We start from the raw sequence: 19,635 nt of genomic DNA, 5'->3' as shown, positions 1-19,635 counted from the left end.
CGATCCATAGCGAGTTACGGCAATTTGCGCAACGCCGTAACTCGCTATGGCTCGCTACGGCCTACTTTCAAGGGGCGTGACAAGTTGACAACGACACATTTTCATCAGACCAGGCTGAAGCCAATGCCACTTATCTAATTCGGCTTTGCTTTACAGCGCTGCTGCGTAGCGTGCGGCGACTGCATCCCAATCAACCACGTTCCAGAACGCGGTCACGTAGTCGGGGCGCTTGTTTTGGTAGTTCAGGTAGTAGGCGTGTTCCCAAACGTCCAAGCCAAGCACTGGAACTCCGCCGATGCCGGCGACTTCTGCGCCCATTAGCGGGCTGTCTTGGTTGGCGGTGCTGCCGATCTTTAGTTCGCCGCCATCGACGTACAACCACGCCCAGCCGCTGCCAAAACGTGTGGCTGCTGCGGTGGCGAATTGAGACTTCATTTCGTCCAGCGATCCGAACGCTTTGTCGATCGCAGCGGCAAGGTCGCCTGAGGGCGAGCCGCCTTTGCCAGCGCCCATGACGGACCAGAAAAGCGAGTGATTGGCGTGTCCGCCGCCGTTATTGCGGACGGCACCCTTCTTGTCCGCTGGAACGCTGCCCATGTCGGACACTAGGTCTTCAATCGACTTTGATTCCAGGTCGCTTCCTGCGATCGCGTCGTTGACTTTGTTGATGTACGCCTGATGGTGCTTGGTGTGGTGAATTTCCATCGTTCGAGCGTCAATGCTGGGCTCGAGAGCGTCGTAGGCGTAGGGTAATTCGGGAAGCGCGTAGGCCATGGCCAATGCTCCGTTTGTTGGTTGAAAGGTCGAAACAAATACTATCAAAAAACGATAGCGGTCTGTCCAGATCCGACAACCCGGCACCAGGTAATAATTGCCAAGCCGGAGCGATAATTTAGCCCTCTTGCCGTTTCAGTTCGCCCATCAGGTAGCTTCGCAAGCTGCTGATCACTTGGCTGTAGCAAGCGGTAACATCGCGTCCGCGACGGTCCCGATTTCGCAGCGGTTTCAGGTTCACGTGAACGTTGGTCAAGCTAGGCAAACTTTTTCCAGGATTCGCGACAGTCCCACGACTTTGAGCCGTTTCGGAAAGCGTCAACTGAGCCTGAATCGCCATTCGCTGGTCAACCCGCCGACGTCCACCGCTGGAATAAGTCGCGTTGACCTTGATCGAAACTTGGTTTTCTTTGACGACGATAATCTCGGCACCATGGTCAGCGATAAAGCCACGCAGTTTTTCGATCGCCAGATCCACCGGAACCGGTGTCACGATATCGAACTCGCCGCTCTTTTCCACGCTGGATCCACTCAACCAGCTAAACCAACCCGATTTAGGCTGATCCGTCGTCACAGCTTGTTCGCTGCCCGACCCCAGTTGGATGACGCGGTTTCGTCCGTTGTCTTTCGCCTTCAAAAGTGCTCGGTCGGAACGAGCCAAAACGGACTCGGCCGTGTCACCGGCTTGGAACTGAGTCACACCAAAGCTGGCTGTTACCGATTCGTTCTGCAAACTCGGAAGCGGAGTCTTTTCCAGCGCTACCCGAATCGCCTCGGCACGCGAAGCCGCGGTTGCGTTGTCGCAATTGGCTGCCAACAGCAAGAATTCTTCGCCACCGTATCGAGCGACCAAGTCGCCATCGCGACTATGTGATTTCAGCACCGCCGCGAATTTGATCAACGCTTCGTCACCAGCCGGGTGGCCGTGAGTGTCGTTGACGCTCTTGAAATGATCGATGTCACAGATGATCAAACTAAACTTCGACTTACCGCGAGCAGCTTTGCTGGTCATTTCCTTCAACTTGTCGTCGAAGTGTGCCCGGTTGGCAACCTTGGTCAATGCATCTTGAGTGCTCTTTTCGTGCAGCGTTTCGATTCGACGCTGCATCGTTTTCTGGTCCGACATGTCACGGAAGATCGCAACCGCTCCATGGATTCCAGGTTCGGCACCGGAAACCGGCGTAACGGTTAATTGCACCGGAGTTGCCTCGCGGCCGGGTTGTTCCATCAACAAGGACCGAGTCGTCGATAAGCCTGAATTGATTGTTTCAGCAATCAGGCATTCGTCGCCACCATCACGCTTCTGCGACAGGTCTCTTAGGCGAAGTGTTTCGTTACTGAATCGCTTTCCGACGATCGCTTCGGCAGTGATCGACGTCAATTCATGCATAACATCATTCCACCTGGTGATGATGCCTTCGGCGTCGGTAAAGACGACACCATCTTTCATGTTGTCAAGCAACTGATGGTAGAACAGTGTTTCGCGACGGGTCGTTTGTCCAGCCGCCAGCGAACCTGATGTGGGCAGCCCAGCACCAGCGGCGATTGTCGCGGGACCGGTCCACATGGATTGAGACTTATCGTCGGCGAGTCCATGCAACCAACGATTGACCACGCAACCTTGCAGCAGTTCGGGGCGTTCTTCAAGCATTCGGCTGAAGTCGGCAACCAATTCGGGATCAAATTGCGTGTGTCCGCCTTTGTTTAGTTCCTCAAGAGCACGTTCGCGGCTAAGTGCCGGTCGATATACGGTGTCCGTCGTCATTGAATCGAATGCGTCGGCGATCGATAGCATGCGTGAACCGATGGGCAGTTTGGCACCGCTTGGTCCATCGTCCAATCGGCGACCGTCGAACCAAGTTCCGGCGTACAAAACGATGTCCAGTAATTCTTGGTCACCGGTGCAACCTCGCAAAATCTCGCATCCAAGGGGCGCGATCAGATCCATTGACAACTGTTCATCAACGGTCAGCTTTCCGGGTTTGCGGAGGATTCGATCGGGAATGCCGATCTTCCCCAAATCGTGAAGCAGGGCTGCGACTTCGATTCGATCGCGAAGCTCGTCTTCTAGCTTCATCCGTTCGGTCCATGCGGAACAGGACAACGCGACGCGCAGACAATGGGCCGCAGTAGCAGCGTGCTTGGTTCGCAGTGCGTAAAAAAGGGACGTCGCCATGCCCAGGCGAACGACCGCTAATCGGTTCTCAAAGCGGACTTCGGATGCCGGTGAATCGGATTCTTTCGCACGAGGCGAAGACTGCTGGAGGCCTTCTAGCAGGCGTCCGACCCGAGAATGATCTTCTTCGTTGGAAGTTGCAGAATCACTTTTGGGCGGAGCATTTTTGGGCGGAGCATTTTGGGCGGAATCGGCGACCTGCTGATCAACCGATGGATCGTTAGCCGCACCCGGATTAGGTATCAATGGCAACACATTGGGGGACGGGCCGCCCAGGAGAGAGCTATTTGTGTCGATTATAGGAGTCATAATGACCGTTTGTGGGTCCACGTGGTGAAGAACATCGCCTAGCTACCATCAACCTAGGTCGAAAAACAGGGCGAAGCGTCAAAATTTCGGGGACCAACATTGCAATCAGAATGATGGCGTTTGGGCAGTGAATGCTTGCGATTGAAGGTCTTCCTACCTAGGATGCAGTGGTAGCGTGCCGATTCGGCAGTGACCGTCGCTTTTTGGCGGTCAAACCGAAGCCTCATCTACCACCTTTTCTTTTCTGATTGCTGTTATTCGATGGTGCTTTTCGCGTGAGTCTTTCTGAAGTCGACCGACTATTGCTGCAGCGCTGCTTGGACAGTGCTCCGCGTGCATGGGAAGACTTTATTGATCGCTTCCTAGGTTTGGTCGTCCACGTCGCCAATCACACGGCAACGACCAGAGGATTGTCTTTGGACACCGCGACACGAGATGATCTGGTCGCTGAGGTGTTTTTGGCTTTGGTGCGAGAAGACTTCGCAGTGCTTAGACGATTTCGCCGCAATTGCTCCTTGGCGACTTACTTGACGGTGATTTCCAGACGCATCATTGTTCGTCGAATGATTCAGGCAAGACGCGGCCAACTGGCTACTCGCGTCGACGAGGCCGCCGAATCAGAAAGCAATTCCGTGCCCCAGCGAATGGAAGATCGCGAAGAAGTCCAGCAATTGATGTTACGGCTGGACGACAAAGAAGCAAACGTGGTTCGGATGTTCCATCTGGAAGGCAAGACCTATCAAGAGATCAGCCAAGCGACGGGCATCAGTGAGAACAGCGTTGGCCCTGTCCTAAGCCGAGCTCGCGAAAAGATGCGCGGCAGCCAACCGGGCGGCAACGGCCGGCATTAGAAGCGTCTTTCGACCTACCTCATCTAAGATTCTGCAGAACCTGTTCCGACGGTAGCGGATCAATTTCTGCAAGCGGGCTGTCGTCGCGCGCGAAGAACATCAGGTGCTGCCACGGCAATTGGTTGTACTCTCGAACCAGCTTCAATCGGTTCGCACGATACTCTTTGATAATTTGATGCTTAGACATTTTATGACGCGGTTTGATTGGCACGCTGGGATCTTCTTCGCGGTATTCCAGCAACGCGATAACGCCCTCGGGTTTAAGTGATCTTCTTATCGACCAAAGCATCGATTGCGGATGCGAAAATTCGTGATAGACATCGACCATCAACACCATGTCGACTTCGCCGATCGGCAACCGTGGATCATCCACCTTGCCCAGAATTGGTTCGATGTTTTTGAGTGCTTGCTGGGCACTTCTCGTTCTTAGCTTTTGCAGCATTTCGCGTTGAATATCGACCGCCAACACGCGGCCATCCGCGCCAACCTCCTTGGCCATTGGCAGCGTCCAAAACCCATTCCCGCAGCCCATGTCCACGACCGTCATTCCGGGTTCCAAACCAAGCTTGTCGAAAGATTCGCTGGCGTTTTCTTCCCGGTCTCTTTCAGGACGAATCAACCAGGATGCGCCACGGTGCGACATCGGTTGAGCGACCACGCGACCGAGATACGAACGCCGGGGTTTCTCGGTGGGCCGCGAATCGGGTGCCGGATCATCACCAAGTGACACTGCACCCGGCATCATTATCGCAATCAGAAACGCCAGCAAACGAAACGCAACGGCAGAGTTCTTAGATTTCGCTTTCCAGTGAAAGCTCGAACTTCGGGTCAAAAGCGTTTTCAAAGTCAAAGACATCATCGAAGTCCTCGCGGCGATCGGAATCACTTTTACGCATCTGCTCGATCCGAATGAGATTGTAAACCAGCTCACCAAAATCGCCGGTGCAGTGAATCCCCCAGGAACCCAAAACGATGCGTGCGAGATAACCGTACTGCTCGATCGCGTACAACCGGCAAGACTCGCTCAACTGCTGACCGGTGATGTGATGCGAAGTTGTATGGCTGGAATCGTCCTCGCCAAAACTGCTTGTTTCAAAACTAGCTGGATCAAAATCGGTCGGATCGAATTCAGTTGAGCTTTCAACCGATTCAGGAAAGTGCTCTTCGCCGAGTTCTTCTTTGTCGATGTTTTCGTGAGCGAATTGCAATGCTTCGCGAATGAACTGATAGGCTTCGATCTTGTACCGCGTGTCTTCGCTTAAAAGATCTCGCATCGCCTGCAACGGAGATTTCATGGGACTGTCACAACGCGGGGAAGAGGAATGAAATAACAACGAATAAAAACTGTAAAAACCGTAGCTGATCCCGCCAGGGTTCAGTTCTGCATTTCTGCATCGGCACAAGTCCAACTGACCCTGGCGGGATTAGCTACGTGACAATCGTATTCTCTCTACCAATGATAGTTTAGGCGGGCAATCGACGTGAGCCCAGCACTTCGTTGGTAACAAAGAACGCCTATTTTTTTGCCTCACGATCTTTCTTTGCATGACTTTTTTTGCGACGGGCTGTTTTCTCGGGATCTTCGCCGTGACGGATCACGGATACGATCTCATCGGCTTGCACCAAAATTCTTCGTTTGTCCTCGGTGCGGACCACCAACTGCCCCGCCAAAATATCTTGGGCCAAAACGGTTGCGTTACCGTCCCGCGTTAGCACGAGGCTACCGGGCGCAGGCAAGTCTTTGGCCATCGATTCGTAGGTGTCGAATTCGTATCGCAAGCAGCATTTCAGCCGCCCACAACGGCCTGAGATCTTGGCAGGGTCCAGCGTCGCCTTCTGCAGTTTTGCCATCTTCATCGATACCGGCGGCATCTTGCTTAGGAAGCGTGCGCAGCAGATCGGTTGTCCGCAATCGCCGTAATCCGCCAACAACTTTGCTTCGTCGCGGACACCAATCTGTCGCATTTCAATGCGGGTTTGAAACTGCTTTGCAAGATCTCGCACCAGTTGTCGAAAATCAACTCTCTGATCGGCCAGGAAATAAACAACGATCTTCTCGCCACCGAGAATCCGTTCGACATCGACCAATTCCATTTTCAATTTCAAGTAATCGATGCATCGCTGACACTTGATTCGGTCCTTTTCGATCAGACTTTCCAAATGGTCCGTTTGCACCCGATCGTCCGCCGACATCAAACGCAGAATACGTCCTTCGGTCGGTTCTTCCATGTGATCGATCGCCGCCGGTGTGGCCTCGCATAGCACGGTGCCAATTTCGGTTCCCCGCGTCGAACGCACCACCACGTCATCGCCGTAGCGGTACGTTTGTTTGGCATCCATCACTCCTAGGGTTCGCATGGAACCACAGCGAACCACATATTGAAGCGGAGTTTGGCTTTGCTCGATCGACTGATTCACAATTAAGGTTGATCTTTGCAATACGAAAGTGCCAACAACGCGTAGGCTGTCACAAGTTGGCGGTCACCTTCCATCCAACGATCGTTTTCAGCATTGACCCACGACCCGTCGCTTTGCTGGGCATCAATCAGAGTCTTTGCCAATTCGGATCGCCAGACATGCGGCGTGCCCTCGGCGTCGTCTAGGATTTTGATACCCGCGGCATCCAGGGCTTTGGCGAAGGTGTGGTAATAGTAATACAAGCCGGCGGCACCCATGCCGGGATTGGTTTCGAGCGAATAGTGGTTTCGAAGGAACTCCATCGCCGCAATCACACGTGGATCGTCAGCGGTCAGTCCCGCGTAGATCATGCTTTTCAAACCTGCGTAGGTCATCGAGCCATAGCTTCGTAATCCGCCGCCGGGATTCTGTCCGGCTTGGCTTTCACCGCCCGCCGCCGGTGTGTAGTAGAACCCGCCATCGCCAACGGCACTGGCATGTTCAGTGTCGTTGCCTTGGCCTTCCAGGTTTTGAGTCCTGGTGACAAACTTCAAAGCCTTTTGGATCGCTTCGTCATCCGCATCGTTGCCAAGTTCTTTGAGGGCTTCGATCAGAAAAGAAGTGTTCGACAAATCAGGTCGTTTGTGCCGACCGTAACCAGCACCACCATACGCAGCGTCTTCGGGCGTCGCCCCCTCGCCTTCGTCCCACTGCAATCCTTTCAGGAACGCTTCCGCACGCGCCAGTTGGCTGTCGTAGCGATCATCACGATTGGCTTTAATCAACGCACCCACGGCAATCGAAGTTTCGTAATTCCGATAGCGGGATCCGGTTGCGTAAATGCCGCCGTCGCTTTGCACTTTGCTTTCGATGAATTCAAGTGCTTTCACGATCGCCGGATCATCGATCGCTTTGGGTCGGTTTTGCAGGATCGCTCGAACGCACAACGCCGTCACGGCCGCACCGGTTTGCGGACTAAACGCACCCTGGTCGTCTTGACCACGAGATTTCAGGAAGCTGATGCCCTGATCAACCGCTTTGTCGATCGCCGCATTGGAAACGGAATCTGCGTCGGCAGGCGGTGCCACAGTCTCGGCGTGCAGGTTAGCCATGGGCCAAGCCAATCCGGCGACGCAGACCAATGACATGCAAAACATCTGTTTAAATAGCATCGAAACCCTTCCATCTTTGTTTGTCGTTAAATTTGTTCGTCGCTTGAGAGTGATTCATTCGCGAAAGCGTCAGGCAGCCAAGGCGACACAAGCCTCCCGAAGCGATGCAATCGGCAATTCCCGAAGGACCGATTAACCGGCGCAGCTTAAGAGGCCCGCGTAGACGGCCAGCGTCCTGCCCTCATCTTACGCTCAGAGTCAGCAAACGTGCAGGATGGGCACGAAGTTCGACGATTGAAACCCTACCGGACGCCGTACCGGATGCCGTTTTCCCCGCTTTTCGTTTTATGCCAGCCAATCTCCCGCACCGAATCGACAAGGCTCAGAATGCCGTTCCGGCATCGATGGGGCAGATACGCAGTCGCGGGCGAAAAACAGCAACCGTCAGCGTTGGCGTCGAAATCGCAGGCCGTGAAATTGCAGGCCGTGAAATCGCAGGCCGTGAAATTGCCGATCAGCAGCCACCGGATCGGTTCCCTGAAAGGGAAAAGCCAACCGATTCAGAAATTGAGCAGGGTCCTGAAGCCTGGCTTCGCGCCCACGCCGGCGACCTGGTCGGCCATCTGCAAGCCTGGTCCATCGATCTCGACCAACGCGAAGCCAACCTGAACGCCCGAATCGCGTTGCACGAACGCCGCGAACGCCAATTCCGCATCCAGCGATCAGAGCTTTCTCAGCAACTCGCCCATGGCCAAGCCAAGGTCGACCAACTACGCCGGCAACTAGAATCAAGAACGCGTCGATTGGCATTCGAGCAACACGGGTAGCAGCCAACGCCATGAAAAGTTTCAAAAGCGTTTAACCGCGTGGTCATCGCCCCGCGCGTCCACGCGGAACGAACCCCGTTGGGTGATGCCCAACTGATGCCCAACGCCGTGAAGAGTTTTGGTCCCGGAAAATACGTGTTCGTTCGTTTAACCGCGTGGGCATCGCCCCGCGCGTACGCGCCGCACGACGCGCGGGGCGATGCCCAACGCGGTTAAACAATTTAGCGGCCCAGGACGATGCCCCAATGGCACTTACTTTAGCCCCGAATGGCAACGCCGTGAAGAATTTTGGTCCCGGAAAATACGTGTTCGTTCGTTTAACCGCGTGGGCATCGCCCCGCGCGTCCACGCGCCGCACGACGCGCGGGGCGATGCCCAACGCGGTTAAACAATTTAGAGGACCAGGACGATGCCCCAATGGCACTTACTTTAGCCCCGGATGGCCCGTCAGCACGTAGGACGACAGGCTGAAATGCTGGCGGCCTACGAGAAGTTTCTTTCTACGACTGGTTTCGCTTCTGTTTGGGCGTTAGAAAAATTTCCTCTAATTGACTCGGTGGAATTGCGATGGCTCGAATGTAGTCTACTTCAAAAGACTTCCGCGTAGCCTTCATCGGATCCAGACGCAGGTAATGAATGGTTTCATTCCAGCCAGGCGCACGGCTCATGTCAATTAAGAAGGTGTGAAATTGATTGTCTGGAAAGACTGGCAGCTCGACCTGTTTATCTTCGCTGATTGCGTCGCCCCGCTTCCCCCAATAAACCTTGGTTAAGATCGCTTCAGGTGGCACCTTTAGGCGAAATTCGATCACGTTGTACTTTTCTGCATCGACATTCAAAGTACGACTTAGCACGTACGGGTCAGCATCCTGCGAAGTGCCTCGCAGCACGCCATCGGCCACCACAGCGTTAGCAATGGAACGTGTTTGCCAACCGCTCATTTTTCCATCAGCGTCAAATTCGACCAAACCCAGCGTTGGATATTTGTCGGCAATCAAATAATCAAGATCAAAAATACAGGACCTTGCACCTGAGTTTCCGATGGGGTCCAGTCGGCAAGAACTTGCATCGAATTGCCAAGCCGACGATCTCGATGGAACCTTCTGACGCGTTTCGGCAAACGCATTGGGCGCATGCAAAGGTGGGAAAACGACTTTCCGCGACGCTTTTACTTTTCCGCTTTGATCGGTGAAAAAGAGTTCCGTTTCAACCAGACGGTTTTTCCGAATCGCAAGTCTTAGGAATGAAAACGCTTCATGGTCATACTTCGCTTGCAACTTGAATTGAAATTTCGGGTCATGTGTTCCTGGATCGATTTTTCCGTGCAAAAGGCCACCGGCCCCGCTGAACGAAGAATGGCCTTCGGGTGAAATGGAATAATGGTCGGCTAGGTCGTTTGAAAAATCACAGAGAACTTGGCTTCGCAGCCCGCGGGGATCCGCTACAAAACGCGGGCCAATCGATCGAACAAAGTCATCTCGGTTTGATTCAAACTCAAAGAACACTCGTTGACCTTTGCGGTTGATCAATCGCCCCGCTTCGCCCGATAGCAGCGATCGCTGGATCGCTTGCGATTGATCATTCGCAGCAACGTTGACTTCAACTTCGCCCTCAAACACATGCACTTCGCTCTTGCCCGAGGCGTCGACGCGAACGCCCGCCTCCGTTCCTAAATCAATCACATCACTGTCAGGTGTGCGGATGGTAAAGCCGACTGCAGCTTTGGGAATTCGAGAAGTGAGTTGCCCAGTGTGCAACAAAACCAGGTCGCGATTGATTAGCTCAAAGCTTGAAGGGCCTTCGACGGTAATCACCGCGCCGTGGCGATACGTGATTTCCAGGACTCCTTTGGAAAGTGTCAATTTGCCGCCTGGCAATTGGTGCAAAGAAGGGTCAACTTGTTGACCGGAATCCCAGAACGCACCGGAAGCTTGGGTTACTTTGGCGAAGGAAAGAATCGAACGTTGCGGGGTTTCATTTTTGACCAGTGAAACCGGTGCAACGATCGCCGCCGGCCGGATCGATGGAACCAGCGAACGCGACGATGTTGGGATCACCTGCCAAATCGCGGTACCCGGCCTCGAAGACTGCGGTCGTGTTGTTGTTTGCCCGCATGACAAGTTCCAGACCGGTGATCGAATAGGTATTCCCCGCCGACGCATTGCCCAAACGCAAATCAAATCGGCTGGTTGATCCAAAGTTTGCCGAGGCGTTGTTGAAGAGTCCCGTTGTGGCCAGCGATGGCACGGCAGCCGATCCCGAATTAACCCAATTCCCCGTCACGCCAAGTGCGGATCCTGGAGTGGAGAAAGTGATCCCAGAATTGATCACGGTGAATTGGCCATTCGACGATGCGATGGAGTTGCTGGTGCCAGAAAAATTGTTCGATCCATCGAACGTGATTTCGGTCAAAACCGCGGCCGACGCAGTGCTGGAAACAGCGAACACCATCAGGACCGCGAAACTACAAATTGCTCTTTTCATCATTCTTCAAACCTTGGTGAGTAAAAATAAAGAGATGCCGTTGATCGGCTGGCAACCACTTCGGAAGACTTTGCCTGTCGGGTTGGATCTACCGCTGATTCGGAATTCCTCACTAAAATTTCAATAAATTCTGAAAAACCAGAAAGTAGACCTGGTCAACCTGCATCTAGCCGCCAAACGTTGCCCACTGCTGGTGCTTGCGTTTCGTAGCAGGGGAAGGTCACAATGGATGCGAATAGCGGCACCTGGCGATTCGCGGAAATCTTCTGCGATATCCAGACTTCTGACCCCATTTCAATCCTCGGAGACCCATCTATGGCCCGCCCCGTCACCCTTTTCACTGGCCAATGGGCTGATTTGCCGATCGAAGAAATGGCGCGCATGACCGCCGACTTTGGTTATGACGGAATTGAACTTGCCTGTTGGGGCGATCACTTCGAGGTGGATCGGGCGATCAACGAAGATGATTACTGCGACAAACGACGCAAGCTTCTGGACGATGCCGGGCTGCAATGCCACGCGATCAGCACGCACCTGGTCGGACAAGCCGTTTGTGACATCATCGACGAAAGGCATCAAGCGATTCTGCCTGATTACGTTTGGGGCGATGGAGATCCAGCCGGTGTGAACGAACGTGCGGTGGAAGAAGTGAAGAACACGGCCAGAGCGGCTCAGAAATTTGGCGTCGATGTCGTCAACGGCTTCACCGGCAGCAGCATCTGGCACTTGCTGTATTCCTTTCCGCCCGTTCCGCCCAGCATGATCGATGCGGGCTTCGATTTGTTTGCCGAGCGGTTCAATCCGATCTTGGATGTCTACGGCGAGTGTGGTGTTCGATACGCGTTGGAAGTTCACCCGACCGAAATTGCTTTCGATATCTATACGGCTCAGCGAGCCCTGGAAGCACTCGATCATCGCCCCGAATTTGGATTCAACTTCGACCCCAGCCACTTGATCTGGCAAGGCGTTGACCCGGTTGCCTTCATTCGCACCTTTGCCGATCGGATCTATCACGTTCACATTAAAGACGCGATCGTCAAGCTGGATGGATCGTCAGGCATCCTGGCCAGTCACCTGAATTTCGGTGACCCGCGTCGCGGTTGGGATTTCCGCAGTCCCGGTCGTGGTGGTGTCAATTTTGAAGAGATCATTCGCGCGTTGAATGACATCGGTTACGAAGGACCGCTTTCAATCGAATGGGAAGACTGCGGTATGGAGCGTTCGTTCGGTGCTCGCGAAGCATGCGAGTTCACCAAGAAGCTCGATTTCTCACCCAGCACGCTGGCGTTTGACGCAGCCTTTGATGATACGAATAGCTGATGATCGAAATTAAAGTGAACGGCCGGTCGGAACAGATTCAGTCTGAAATGTCGGTCAAACAATTACTCGATACGGTCGAAGTGCCGCCGAATTACTTAGCCGTTGAAGTCAACGGCGACGTCGTGCCACGCGAGAGCTACGCTGATAAAATCGTAGGTGCTGGCGACGAAGTCGAAGTCGTCACGCTCGTTGGCGGCGGCTAGCACGAAATCCTCACGATGCAAACTTCACAAGACAAAATCGAAACCAACGAAATCATCGGCCAAGACACATCACTAACCGTTGGCGGTCACACGCTGGCGAGTCGATTGATTGTTGGCACCGGTCGCTACGACACGATGGATCAGATGCGAGATTCGCTCGATGCATCGGGGGCTGATTGTGTGACTGTCGCGGTCCGCCGCGAACGTCTTTACGATCGCAGCGGAAAGAACATTCTGGATTTCCTGGATCTGGACCGATACACGTTGTTGCCCAACACAGCCGGTTGTTACACCGCCGCCGATGCGATTCGTGCCGCAAAGCTTGGCCGCGAGATCCTGAAAACGCTGGGCAATCCAGGTTCCGATTGGGTCAAGTTGGAAGTGCTTGGTGACAGTCGCACGCTGCTGCCCGATCCGGCTCAAACCGTTGATGCATGCGAAGAATTGACCAAGGAAGGTTTCAAGGTGCTTTGCTACACCAGCGATTGTCCGGTGACCGCACAGCGTTTGAAAGCGGTCGGTGCCGCCAGTGTGATGCCGGCGGGAAGTCCAATCGGCAGCGGCCAAGGTTTGCTGAACCAGAACAATTTGAAGATCATTCTGGAGTACCTGAAAGAAGACGATCCGACTTACCCCGTCATCATTGATGCGGGTGTGGGAACGGCCAGTGACGTCAGCGAAGCGTTTGAGCTGGGTGCCGATGGCGTGCTTCTGAACACAGCGATCGCGCACGCTCGTGACCCGATCCGCATGGCACGAGCGATGAAGTACGCGGCGATGGCAGGCCGTGACGCTTACTTATCAGGCCGCATTCCACGCCGACTGTACGGCACCGCCAGCAGCCCCAGCGAAGGTGTCATCAGCACGCGACCTTACGGTTCGTCGGGCGAAGTTTCTTCGTAGGTTGGCGATCCAATGCCGGTGCCGGAACTTCGCTTCGCTTGTTCCGGCCTACATCAAAATTTGGCCTACATTCAATTCAGCACTGACGTAGGCAACGTCTTAGCCTGACAAAACGCAGGATGCCTGTCGCTGAAATGACGGCTCCGACACCGGCCAGCGTCCAGCCGATGATGACGATTCCGGGTGTGTCTGGAAAGAATTTTACGGCTGTTAAACCTGTCGCTGCCACCATCAAAGCAGTTCGGCCATACGCCAACAGCGTTCGCTCGTTCGCCAAGTCGGTGCGAACAAGAGCCAAGTGATCTCGACGTGTCGAATCGCCAGATTTTATTTCAGGGGCCACAGATAATTAAACTCGCGAACTGTTGTTGTCGTGGGAATGCGGCGGCGGTTGTCGTGGGAAAGCGGCGGGTTGGCCGTACCACTTCGGATGATAGCCGCTGCGGACGGCCAGCAGAATTGCCTTGCCGTGCATGTGTTCGGCTCCGTGAGTGTAGTCCCATTCGAGTCGTTCTTCGTAGTTCAAAATCCGTAACTTGGACTCTGGCTCGATCGCCCACGACGCCAATTGATTCGGTGAAAAGTAGTTCACGACGGCATCGGCCGTTTCGCTGACCGGTGCATCGTTGTCACAGCCCGGCGCGACGGGGCTGCCGGGATCCTCGGTCGTGTGAACTTCGACAAACAACACGCCACGATCACCCAGCGACCCGACCATCGATGACCAAACCGCTTTCGCATCTTCGGCCGGAACATGATCCAAAACGGTCGTGCCGATAACTACGTCGTAATGGTTGGCCGGCATCTGGAATTGGCGTACGTCGCTGACTTTGGTGCTCACACGATCACCGACGCCAAACTCTTTGGCTCGTTCAGCGATGCGTTGCAATCCCCGTTCGCTGATATCAACCGACGTCACGTGGAAACCCGCCCTCGCCATCGCCAAGGTGTCGCGTCCCGCACCGGCACCCAAATCCAACGCCCGAGCACCGCCGTCGAGGCCATCGCGACTGAACTGATCCAAAAACGCGGCAAGGGAAGCGGAAGGTGTTAAGCCGTAAGCGATCTCGTCGCGATTATAGGCATCGAAGAAAAAGTCGCTGGTGGGATTAGACATAGGGAAAGCTGTGTGTGATCAAGATCCAGGAGTAAGAAGCTTGGTACTTTAGGCTCGCAGCAAACCCCATCAGCATACCGTAGCTGATCCCGCCAGGGTTCAGTCGAGAATAGGAACTGTCCCGAAACAGCTTCCTGCTTACGCGTTCGGGTTGGGATTTCATGGAATCCGATCTCAGGAAGTTGTTTCGGAACAACTCCTTGGGAACGAGTGAAAGGCGACTATAGAAAGTCGTACGTTCCAGAACCAGAACCAGAACCAGAACCAGAATTCAACTCAACTGAACCAGGACTCAACTGAACCCTGGCGGGATCAGCTACGTTTTGAAACGGCATCTCATCGGAATTTGGTTCACTCGGTTGTGAATTCGTTCATGGCGACGCTCTCGTAGGACGCGATCATGCCTCGGACCTGGTTGATCGACTCGCCATCTTTTTTTGTGAACGATTCTACCGTCGTCGTGGACTTGAAATGCTCTGAATGGTCGCCACGCTGGACCGTCAGGGTTGTCTCGCTTGGCAACACGCCAAGCGACGATAGTTTTCGGCTTAGCGACATTCTGGCGAAAGGTGGAAGTCCGCGGCGGCGAAGCAGGCTAAGCCTGGACGACAAATCACTGAATCGTCCAAAGTCTTTCGCCATCGTGTGCGAGTGGACAGTCTGAGTCGTGACGTCGTAGCGAACGCCAAAATGTTTGGCATCGTCGGTGTTGGAAAACTCGGCGGTGTAGCCATCGACGCGATCGCTCGGGCGGACAACGGTTCCGATACCAAGATCGCTTGGATTCGCGGAACCGGCTTTCACGTTTGCGGTAAATTCGACCAGCTTTGTGGTGCTGATGCTGGTTTGGTTTTTGGCTTGGCGATCAATCAGGATCACCTGCTTTTTGGCGGGATCGTAAACGGTCACGATTCGCGTCTGAATTTCCGGCAAATCGTAGATCACGCCCCCATCAAATAGCAGGCGATGTTGGGCGACGGGATCGCTGGTTTCGGACTGGTAGATGCGTTGGACGACGGCAAACGCCTGGTCATCGATTCCGATTTCCAGAGCCGCCGACGCTGGGACGACGCCCGATTCATCCGCTTTGGCCGTTTGCGGATTCAGCAGCGGAATTCCCAGCAGAAAGAGGATCGTCAACGCGGCCGATGAGGGCAAAAAACGGAGCATGGCGATCGAATACGTGGACAGAAGTGAAGCGGGGGCCTGTGTCATGTTGGTTCAATTCCCAGGCCGATCTGGACATTTTGCTGGCCGACAACGTAGAACCCTGGTGCATCTGACCGGTACTTGGATGCACTCCAACGAGTCTTGCCGATTCAAATAGCGTAGAAAAAGCGGCCCGCGAAGGTCCAGGTCAATCATGCGACGCACACTCCTGTTGATTCCCCACGAAATCGCTTCCCTGCCCGTTTTCGGATTTGGCTGGCTGCTGATCGGGTTGCTGATCGGATTGGGCGTTCGAATCTTGGTGGCGAAAAAACGCCAAGAACTTTCATTTGGCCAGGCCGCGAAATCCGTGATCGCAGGCGAAGGCATGATGTGGGCGATCGCGGCAGCGGTGATCATGTTCGTCCTGCCCTGGGTCGAACTCAAAAACGTCGATGGCGATCCCGTTGGCTTAGCGATTCGTGGGTACGGAATGATGTTGCTGGCCGGTGTCGGCTCGGCTGTTTACCTTGCCGCCTTTCGTGCCAAACGACGCGGCATCGATCCTGATTTGATTTACGCGATGGCTCCCTGGGCCTTCATCGGTGGCATCGCGGGGGCTCGTTTGTTTTACGTCGTCCAATATCGCGACCAGTTTTTTAGCGGATCGATTGTCGAATCGATCGGCAACGTGCTGCGGTTTACCGAGGGCGGTTTGGTGGTTTACGGATCGTTCATTGGCGGTGGTTTGGCGGTTGCCTATTACCTGTATCGACATCGTTTACCGGTTTTGACGTTCGGTGATGTGATCGTGCCCTGCATGTTCTTGGGCGTGTTTTTTGGTCGGATGGGATGCCTGATGAACGGTTGCTGTTACGGCGGAAGATGCGAAGCAGGCCCGATGGCAGTCCAGTTTCCGCCCGAAGCGAAGGTCTATGGTGACCAGATCGCTAGCGGCGAATTGCTGGGGTTTAAGTACGATGCCGAGACTCGCATGATCGTCGAAGTGCGGCCGGATTCGCTGGCCGATCAGGCTGGCATTTCGGTGGGGTCGCGGTTGGATGAATTGGGGCCGGACTATTCGACCTTGGACCAGGCTCCGCGAAATTTGCCAGTGGAAGATGTCCAGTCCGGCGTCTATGTGACGGTCGATGGCAGGCGGACTCGCTGGACGCCATCTCAATTGCCCGCCCGAGCTTTACCGGTGCGGGCGGCTCAGATTATCAGCAGCGGCAGTTCGCTGGTGCTGTGTTTGGCCCTGAGCGCCCTCTCGTTTTTTCGGTTGCGAACCGGTAGCGTCATGTTCATCGGGTTCGCCGCGTACGCGATCTTGCGATTTGTCTTAGAATGGGTGCGAGTGGACGAGGCGGGCCAGTTCGGCACCTCGCTTTCGATATCCCAGTGGGTCAGCGTGTTTGTGATGGCTGGCTCCGTCGCCGGTTTGCTTTGGCTGTATTATTCCAAAGAAAGGCCAGCGATCCCCGACGCCGAAGTAGCCGTTTGACGATCCAATTTATTCGACAAGGAACTAGCTGTTTTGTTTGAACGTTCGCGAGTACCGGAATTGATGGACGACCCGGATTTGCCTGCGGACGTTCATCAACAAGCACTGATCGGACTCGCTAGGCTGAACCGTTTCAGCGGCATCAGCGGCCAACTGTACAAACATCTTCGCCGCTTGGCGCTCGCTCGCCCAAATCGACGGTTGCGATTATTAGACGTTGCCAGCGGTTCGGGTGACTTGCCAATTAGTTGGGCAAGGCGAGCAAAACGCGACGGAATTGAGCTGCAGATTGCGACCACCGATTTCAGCGACACCGCCGTCGAAACACAGTTGGCTGCCGCTCGCCAAGCCGGCGTCACGATCGATGCGATTCAGCATGACTGTTTGAAGACGCCGCTACCAAACGGGTTTGATCTGGTGACTTGTTCTCTGTTCATGCATCACCTGGAACGGCATCAAGCGTGCGGGTTGCTGCAATCGATGCAACAGGCGACCGAGGGTACGATCCTGGTTTGCGACCTCGAACGAACTCGATTGAACTTGGCGATGGTGGCCGTCGCGTCACGAATCCTGACTCGTTCGCCAATCGTTCACTTTGACGCGACCGCCAGTGTCCGTGGAGCGTTCACGATGCCGGAATTTCAGGCGATGGCAACCGAAGCGCTCGCGCGTCCGGTCTGCATTCGTCGTCTGTTCCCGAGTCGTTTTATTATGACGGTGGACGAAATTGCGGTGGGCGAAAAAGCGGTTGAATCTTCAGTGGCGTTCGCGTAATTCATGGCTGAAGCACCCCGGATTTTGATCATTGGTGGCGCTGTTGCTGGCGCGGCGTGTGCCATCGCGCTGCGAGAACGCGGCGTCGATGTCACGGTTGTTGAAAAGGAAACTTTTCCACGGGCGAAGGTCTGCGGTTGCTGCCTTGGCGGATCAGGGATCAAACAATTCGATCGTCTTGGTGTGTGGCAACAGGTTTCCGATGCCGGCGTCAGCACCAACCAATGGGTCGGATACTTTGATGGTCGCAAGATCCAGCTACCGATCGGGCAAGGCGTTGCGATTTCTCGCGAGGCCCTCGACCCGATCCTGATCGAGCGAGCGGTCAGCTTGGGCGCGTCGGTGCATTTTCAATGCGAAGGCAACGTCAAAGAAGTTTCTGAAACTTCGGTGACCGTTGAATTAATCAGTGACGCAAAAACAACGATCGAATCCTTTGACGCCGTCATCGTTGCATCGGGTTTGAGGTCCGGCGATGCAATCGGAGTGTTGCCATGGACTGAAAAACCACACGGTCCGTTTGGCGTCTCGTTCATGGCTCGATTGGTTCACGAGTCGTCTGGTTCGGACAAAGAACACGCGGTCTCGCCCGGCCAGATCGTGATGGTTTGTGATGACGATGGTTATGTTGGGTTGGTTCAATTGGCCGATGGGCGAGTCGATATTGCGGCGGCATTGCAAAGCGGCGGTGGCGCTGCGTCGAGTGGCAAGCCGGTCGATCGAGTGTGGTCGCTGTTGAACCGTGGCGGATTGCAATGCAATTTTGAGGACGTTTCGGCTGTCATGACGACGCCGCCGCTGCGCCGAACGCGACGTCCGGGTGCCGGGCGAATTCTGGCGGTCGGTGATGCAGCCGGCTATGTCGAACCGTTCACCGGCGAAGGCATGACGTGGGCGATGGAATCAGGAATCGCCGCCGGTGACCTGATCGCGGACGCATTCTCACGCGGCCAAGCTGGCCAATTGGGAGAGTTGTGGGACGCTGAATTGCGGCAATTGCTGGGAGCGAAAAAGCGAACTTGCCGCGTGGTTACGTCGGCGATTCGCTCGCAAGCAGCACGATTTGCCGCTGCCCGAGCGTTGGCGGTTTTCCCCGGATTGGCCAAGCCGCTGCTGAGTCATTTGGCGAAGTAAACCGGGATTTGGCGGCCTTTGGGAATTGTTCGGAAATGGTTTTTTGGGATTGGATTCCACAAGATCCCTCGCCTACGCGTTCGGGTTGGGAATTCCTTTGACCAGACTTGTCACGGGACGAACCAATACTTCTTTCGTCAGGCCAAGTGAGCCTGGAAACTGAATTTCAATTACCGGGGGGTAATGATGAATCGTATTCTTCGCCAAGCCATGCAAGACTGTGACAATTACGTGATCGAGATGGATTATGACGACGCGAAGGGCAATCGCACGCACCGCGTTGTCAGCCCGATTCGCTTCATGGGCAGCTATCGCTTTTTAGGATTGTGCCTGTGCCGCGAACAACCGCGACAGTTCCAACTTTCACGCTGCAAGAACATCCGCTTGGTCCGTGCCGAACAGGTCAGCATGCCAATGCCAATCATCGAATCCTCGGCCATGGCAGCAGCCGTATGAGACGCGGTGCCGAACCGTGGCATAGGCTTCCAGCCTGGCCTGATGAAAATGTGTCGCTGTCAACTTGTCACGCCCCTTGAAAGTAGGCCGTAGCGAGCCATAGCGAGTTACGGCGTTGCGCACATTGCCGTAACTCGCTTTGGCT

The 19,635-nt window shown here is 54.7% G+C and carries 20 protein-coding genes; 9 read left to right on the top strand and 11 right to left on the bottom strand.

Annotated elements, in window-relative coordinates:
- Positions 1–150: 150 nt before the first annotated feature.
- Positions 151–774, bottom strand: a complete 624-nt coding sequence (locus RC85_RS20015; RefSeq protein ID WP_068266091.1) for a superoxide dismutase — start codon at positions 772–774, stop codon at positions 151–153.
- 118 nt (positions 775–892) lie between these two features.
- On the bottom strand, positions 893–3,259 hold the full coding sequence (locus RC85_RS20010; protein WP_084422872.1) for a sensor domain-containing diguanylate cyclase/phosphohydrolase: 2,367 nt from the start codon (positions 3,257–3,259) through the stop codon (positions 893–895).
- A 275-nt stretch (positions 3,260–3,534) separates the two neighbouring features.
- On the opposite strand from RC85_RS20010, the gene RC85_RS20005 reads away from it, so the two are divergent.
- Positions 3,535–4,110: a sigma-70 family RNA polymerase sigma factor gene (locus RC85_RS20005; RefSeq protein WP_068266099.1), complete on the top strand. Its 576-nt coding sequence runs from the start codon at positions 3,535–3,537 to the stop codon at positions 4,108–4,110.
- 19 nt (positions 4,111–4,129) lie between these two features.
- Here RC85_RS20005 and RC85_RS20000 read toward each other — a convergent pair whose 3' ends face one another.
- From RC85_RS20000 to RC85_RS19985, 4 genes are all read right to left on the bottom strand, one after another.
- On the bottom strand, positions 4,130–4,855 hold the full coding sequence (locus RC85_RS20000; RefSeq protein ID WP_068266097.1) for a class I SAM-dependent methyltransferase: 726 nt from the start codon (positions 4,853–4,855) through the stop codon (positions 4,130–4,132).
- Between the two features lie 46 nt (positions 4,856–4,901).
- A complete protein-coding gene (locus RC85_RS19995; RefSeq protein ID WP_068266096.1) occupies positions 4,902–5,405 on the bottom strand; it encodes a Minf_1886 family protein in 504 nt (167 codons plus the stop codon).
- A 220-nt stretch (positions 5,406–5,625) separates the two neighbouring features.
- Positions 5,626–6,528, bottom strand: coding sequence for a PSP1 domain-containing protein (locus tag RC85_RS19990; protein ID WP_235033229.1), 903 nt, complete (start codon positions 6,526–6,528; stop codon positions 5,626–5,628).
- Positions 6,529–6,530: 2 nt separating this feature from the next.
- Positions 6,531–7,679, bottom strand: a complete 1,149-nt coding sequence (locus tag RC85_RS19985; protein WP_149752683.1) for a prenyltransferase/squalene oxidase repeat-containing protein — start codon at positions 7,677–7,679, stop codon at positions 6,531–6,533.
- Between the two features lie 287 nt (positions 7,680–7,966).
- On the opposite strand from RC85_RS19985, the gene RC85_RS19980 reads away from it, so the two are divergent.
- Positions 7,967–8,446: a hypothetical protein gene (locus RC85_RS19980; protein WP_068266087.1), complete on the top strand. Its 480-nt coding sequence runs from the start codon at positions 7,967–7,969 to the stop codon at positions 8,444–8,446.
- A gap of 500 nt (positions 8,447–8,946) precedes the next feature.
- Here the strand turns inward: RC85_RS19980 and RC85_RS19975 are convergent, their stop codons facing one another.
- Both RC85_RS19975 and RC85_RS27580 read right to left on the bottom strand, forming a co-directional pair.
- Positions 8,947–10,503: a FecR family protein gene (locus tag RC85_RS19975; RefSeq protein ID WP_160148094.1), complete on the bottom strand. Its 1,557-nt coding sequence runs from the start codon at positions 10,501–10,503 to the stop codon at positions 8,947–8,949.
- Positions 10,421–10,933, bottom strand: coding sequence for a hypothetical protein (locus tag RC85_RS27580; RefSeq protein ID WP_160148095.1), 513 nt, complete (start codon positions 10,931–10,933; stop codon positions 10,421–10,423). Before RC85_RS27580 ends, RC85_RS19975 begins: the two co-directional genes overlap by 83 nt.
- Positions 10,934–11,245: 312 nt before the next feature.
- Here RC85_RS27580 and RC85_RS19960 point away from each other — a divergent pair, with 312 nt between their 5' ends.
- From RC85_RS19960 to RC85_RS19950, 3 genes are read left to right on the top strand one after another with little or no spacing between them, the layout of a single operon-like run.
- Positions 11,246–12,250 carry a sugar phosphate isomerase/epimerase family protein gene (locus RC85_RS19960; RefSeq protein ID WP_068266079.1) on the top strand — a complete coding sequence of 335 codons (1,005 nt, stop codon included), beginning with the start codon at positions 11,246–11,248 and terminating at the stop codon, positions 12,248–12,250.
- A complete protein-coding gene (gene thiS, locus RC85_RS19955) occupies positions 12,250–12,453 on the top strand; it encodes a sulfur carrier protein ThiS (protein WP_068266075.1) in 204 nt (67 codons plus the stop codon). The genes RC85_RS19960 and thiS overlap by 1 nt, the downstream gene beginning before the upstream one ends.
- Before the next feature lie 15 nt (positions 12,454–12,468).
- Positions 12,469–13,356 carry a thiazole synthase gene (locus RC85_RS19950; RefSeq protein ID WP_068266074.1) on the top strand — a complete coding sequence of 296 codons (888 nt, stop codon included), beginning with the start codon at positions 12,469–12,471 and terminating at the stop codon, positions 13,354–13,356.
- Between the two features lie 76 nt (positions 13,357–13,432).
- On the opposite strand, the gene RC85_RS26420 is transcribed toward RC85_RS19950, so the two are convergent.
- The 3 genes from RC85_RS26420 to RC85_RS19935 all read right to left on the bottom strand — a co-directional run bounded on the left by RC85_RS26420 (position 13,433) and on the right by RC85_RS19935 (position 15,688).
- Positions 13,433–13,699: a DUF202 domain-containing protein gene (locus tag RC85_RS26420; protein ID WP_149752685.1), complete on the bottom strand. Its 267-nt coding sequence runs from the start codon at positions 13,697–13,699 to the stop codon at positions 13,433–13,435.
- Between the two features lie 6 nt (positions 13,700–13,705).
- Positions 13,706–14,473, bottom strand: coding sequence for a class I SAM-dependent methyltransferase (locus RC85_RS19940; RefSeq protein WP_068266071.1), 768 nt, complete (start codon positions 14,471–14,473; stop codon positions 13,706–13,708).
- Positions 14,474–14,824: 351 nt separating this feature from the next.
- Positions 14,825–15,688 carry a hypothetical protein gene (locus RC85_RS19935; protein WP_068266070.1) on the bottom strand — a complete coding sequence of 288 codons (864 nt, stop codon included), beginning with the start codon at positions 15,686–15,688 and terminating at the stop codon, positions 14,825–14,827.
- 148 nt (positions 15,689–15,836) lie between these two features.
- Here RC85_RS19935 and RC85_RS19930 point away from each other — a divergent pair, with 148 nt between their 5' ends.
- From RC85_RS19930 to RC85_RS19915, 4 genes are all read left to right on the top strand, one after another.
- Positions 15,837–17,126 (top strand): prolipoprotein diacylglyceryl transferase, encoded by a 1,290-nt coding sequence (locus RC85_RS19930; protein ID WP_068266069.1) that lies wholly within the window; start codon positions 15,837–15,839, stop codon positions 17,124–17,126.
- 33 nt (positions 17,127–17,159) lie between these two features.
- Positions 17,160–17,900 carry a methyltransferase domain-containing protein gene (locus tag RC85_RS19925; RefSeq protein WP_235033231.1) on the top strand — a complete coding sequence of 247 codons (741 nt, stop codon included), beginning with the start codon at positions 17,160–17,162 and terminating at the stop codon, positions 17,898–17,900.
- Positions 17,901–17,903: 3 nt separating this feature from the next.
- Positions 17,904–19,034: an NAD(P)/FAD-dependent oxidoreductase gene (locus tag RC85_RS19920; protein WP_068266067.1), complete on the top strand. Its 1,131-nt coding sequence runs from the start codon at positions 17,904–17,906 to the stop codon at positions 19,032–19,034.
- Between the two features lie 186 nt (positions 19,035–19,220).
- Positions 19,221–19,490, top strand: coding sequence for a WYL domain-containing protein (locus RC85_RS19915; protein WP_238383185.1), 270 nt, complete (start codon positions 19,221–19,223; stop codon positions 19,488–19,490).
- Positions 19,491–19,635: the final 145 nt, after the last annotated feature.

The organism is Rubripirellula obstinata, from assembly GCF_001642955.1.
In the GTDB taxonomy this organism is placed as follows: Bacteria; Planctomycetota; Planctomycetia; order Pirellulales; family Pirellulaceae; genus Rubripirellula; species Rubripirellula obstinata.
Note: the sequence above shows the minus strand (reverse complement) of the source record. Positions and strands in the feature narration are given on the sequence as shown.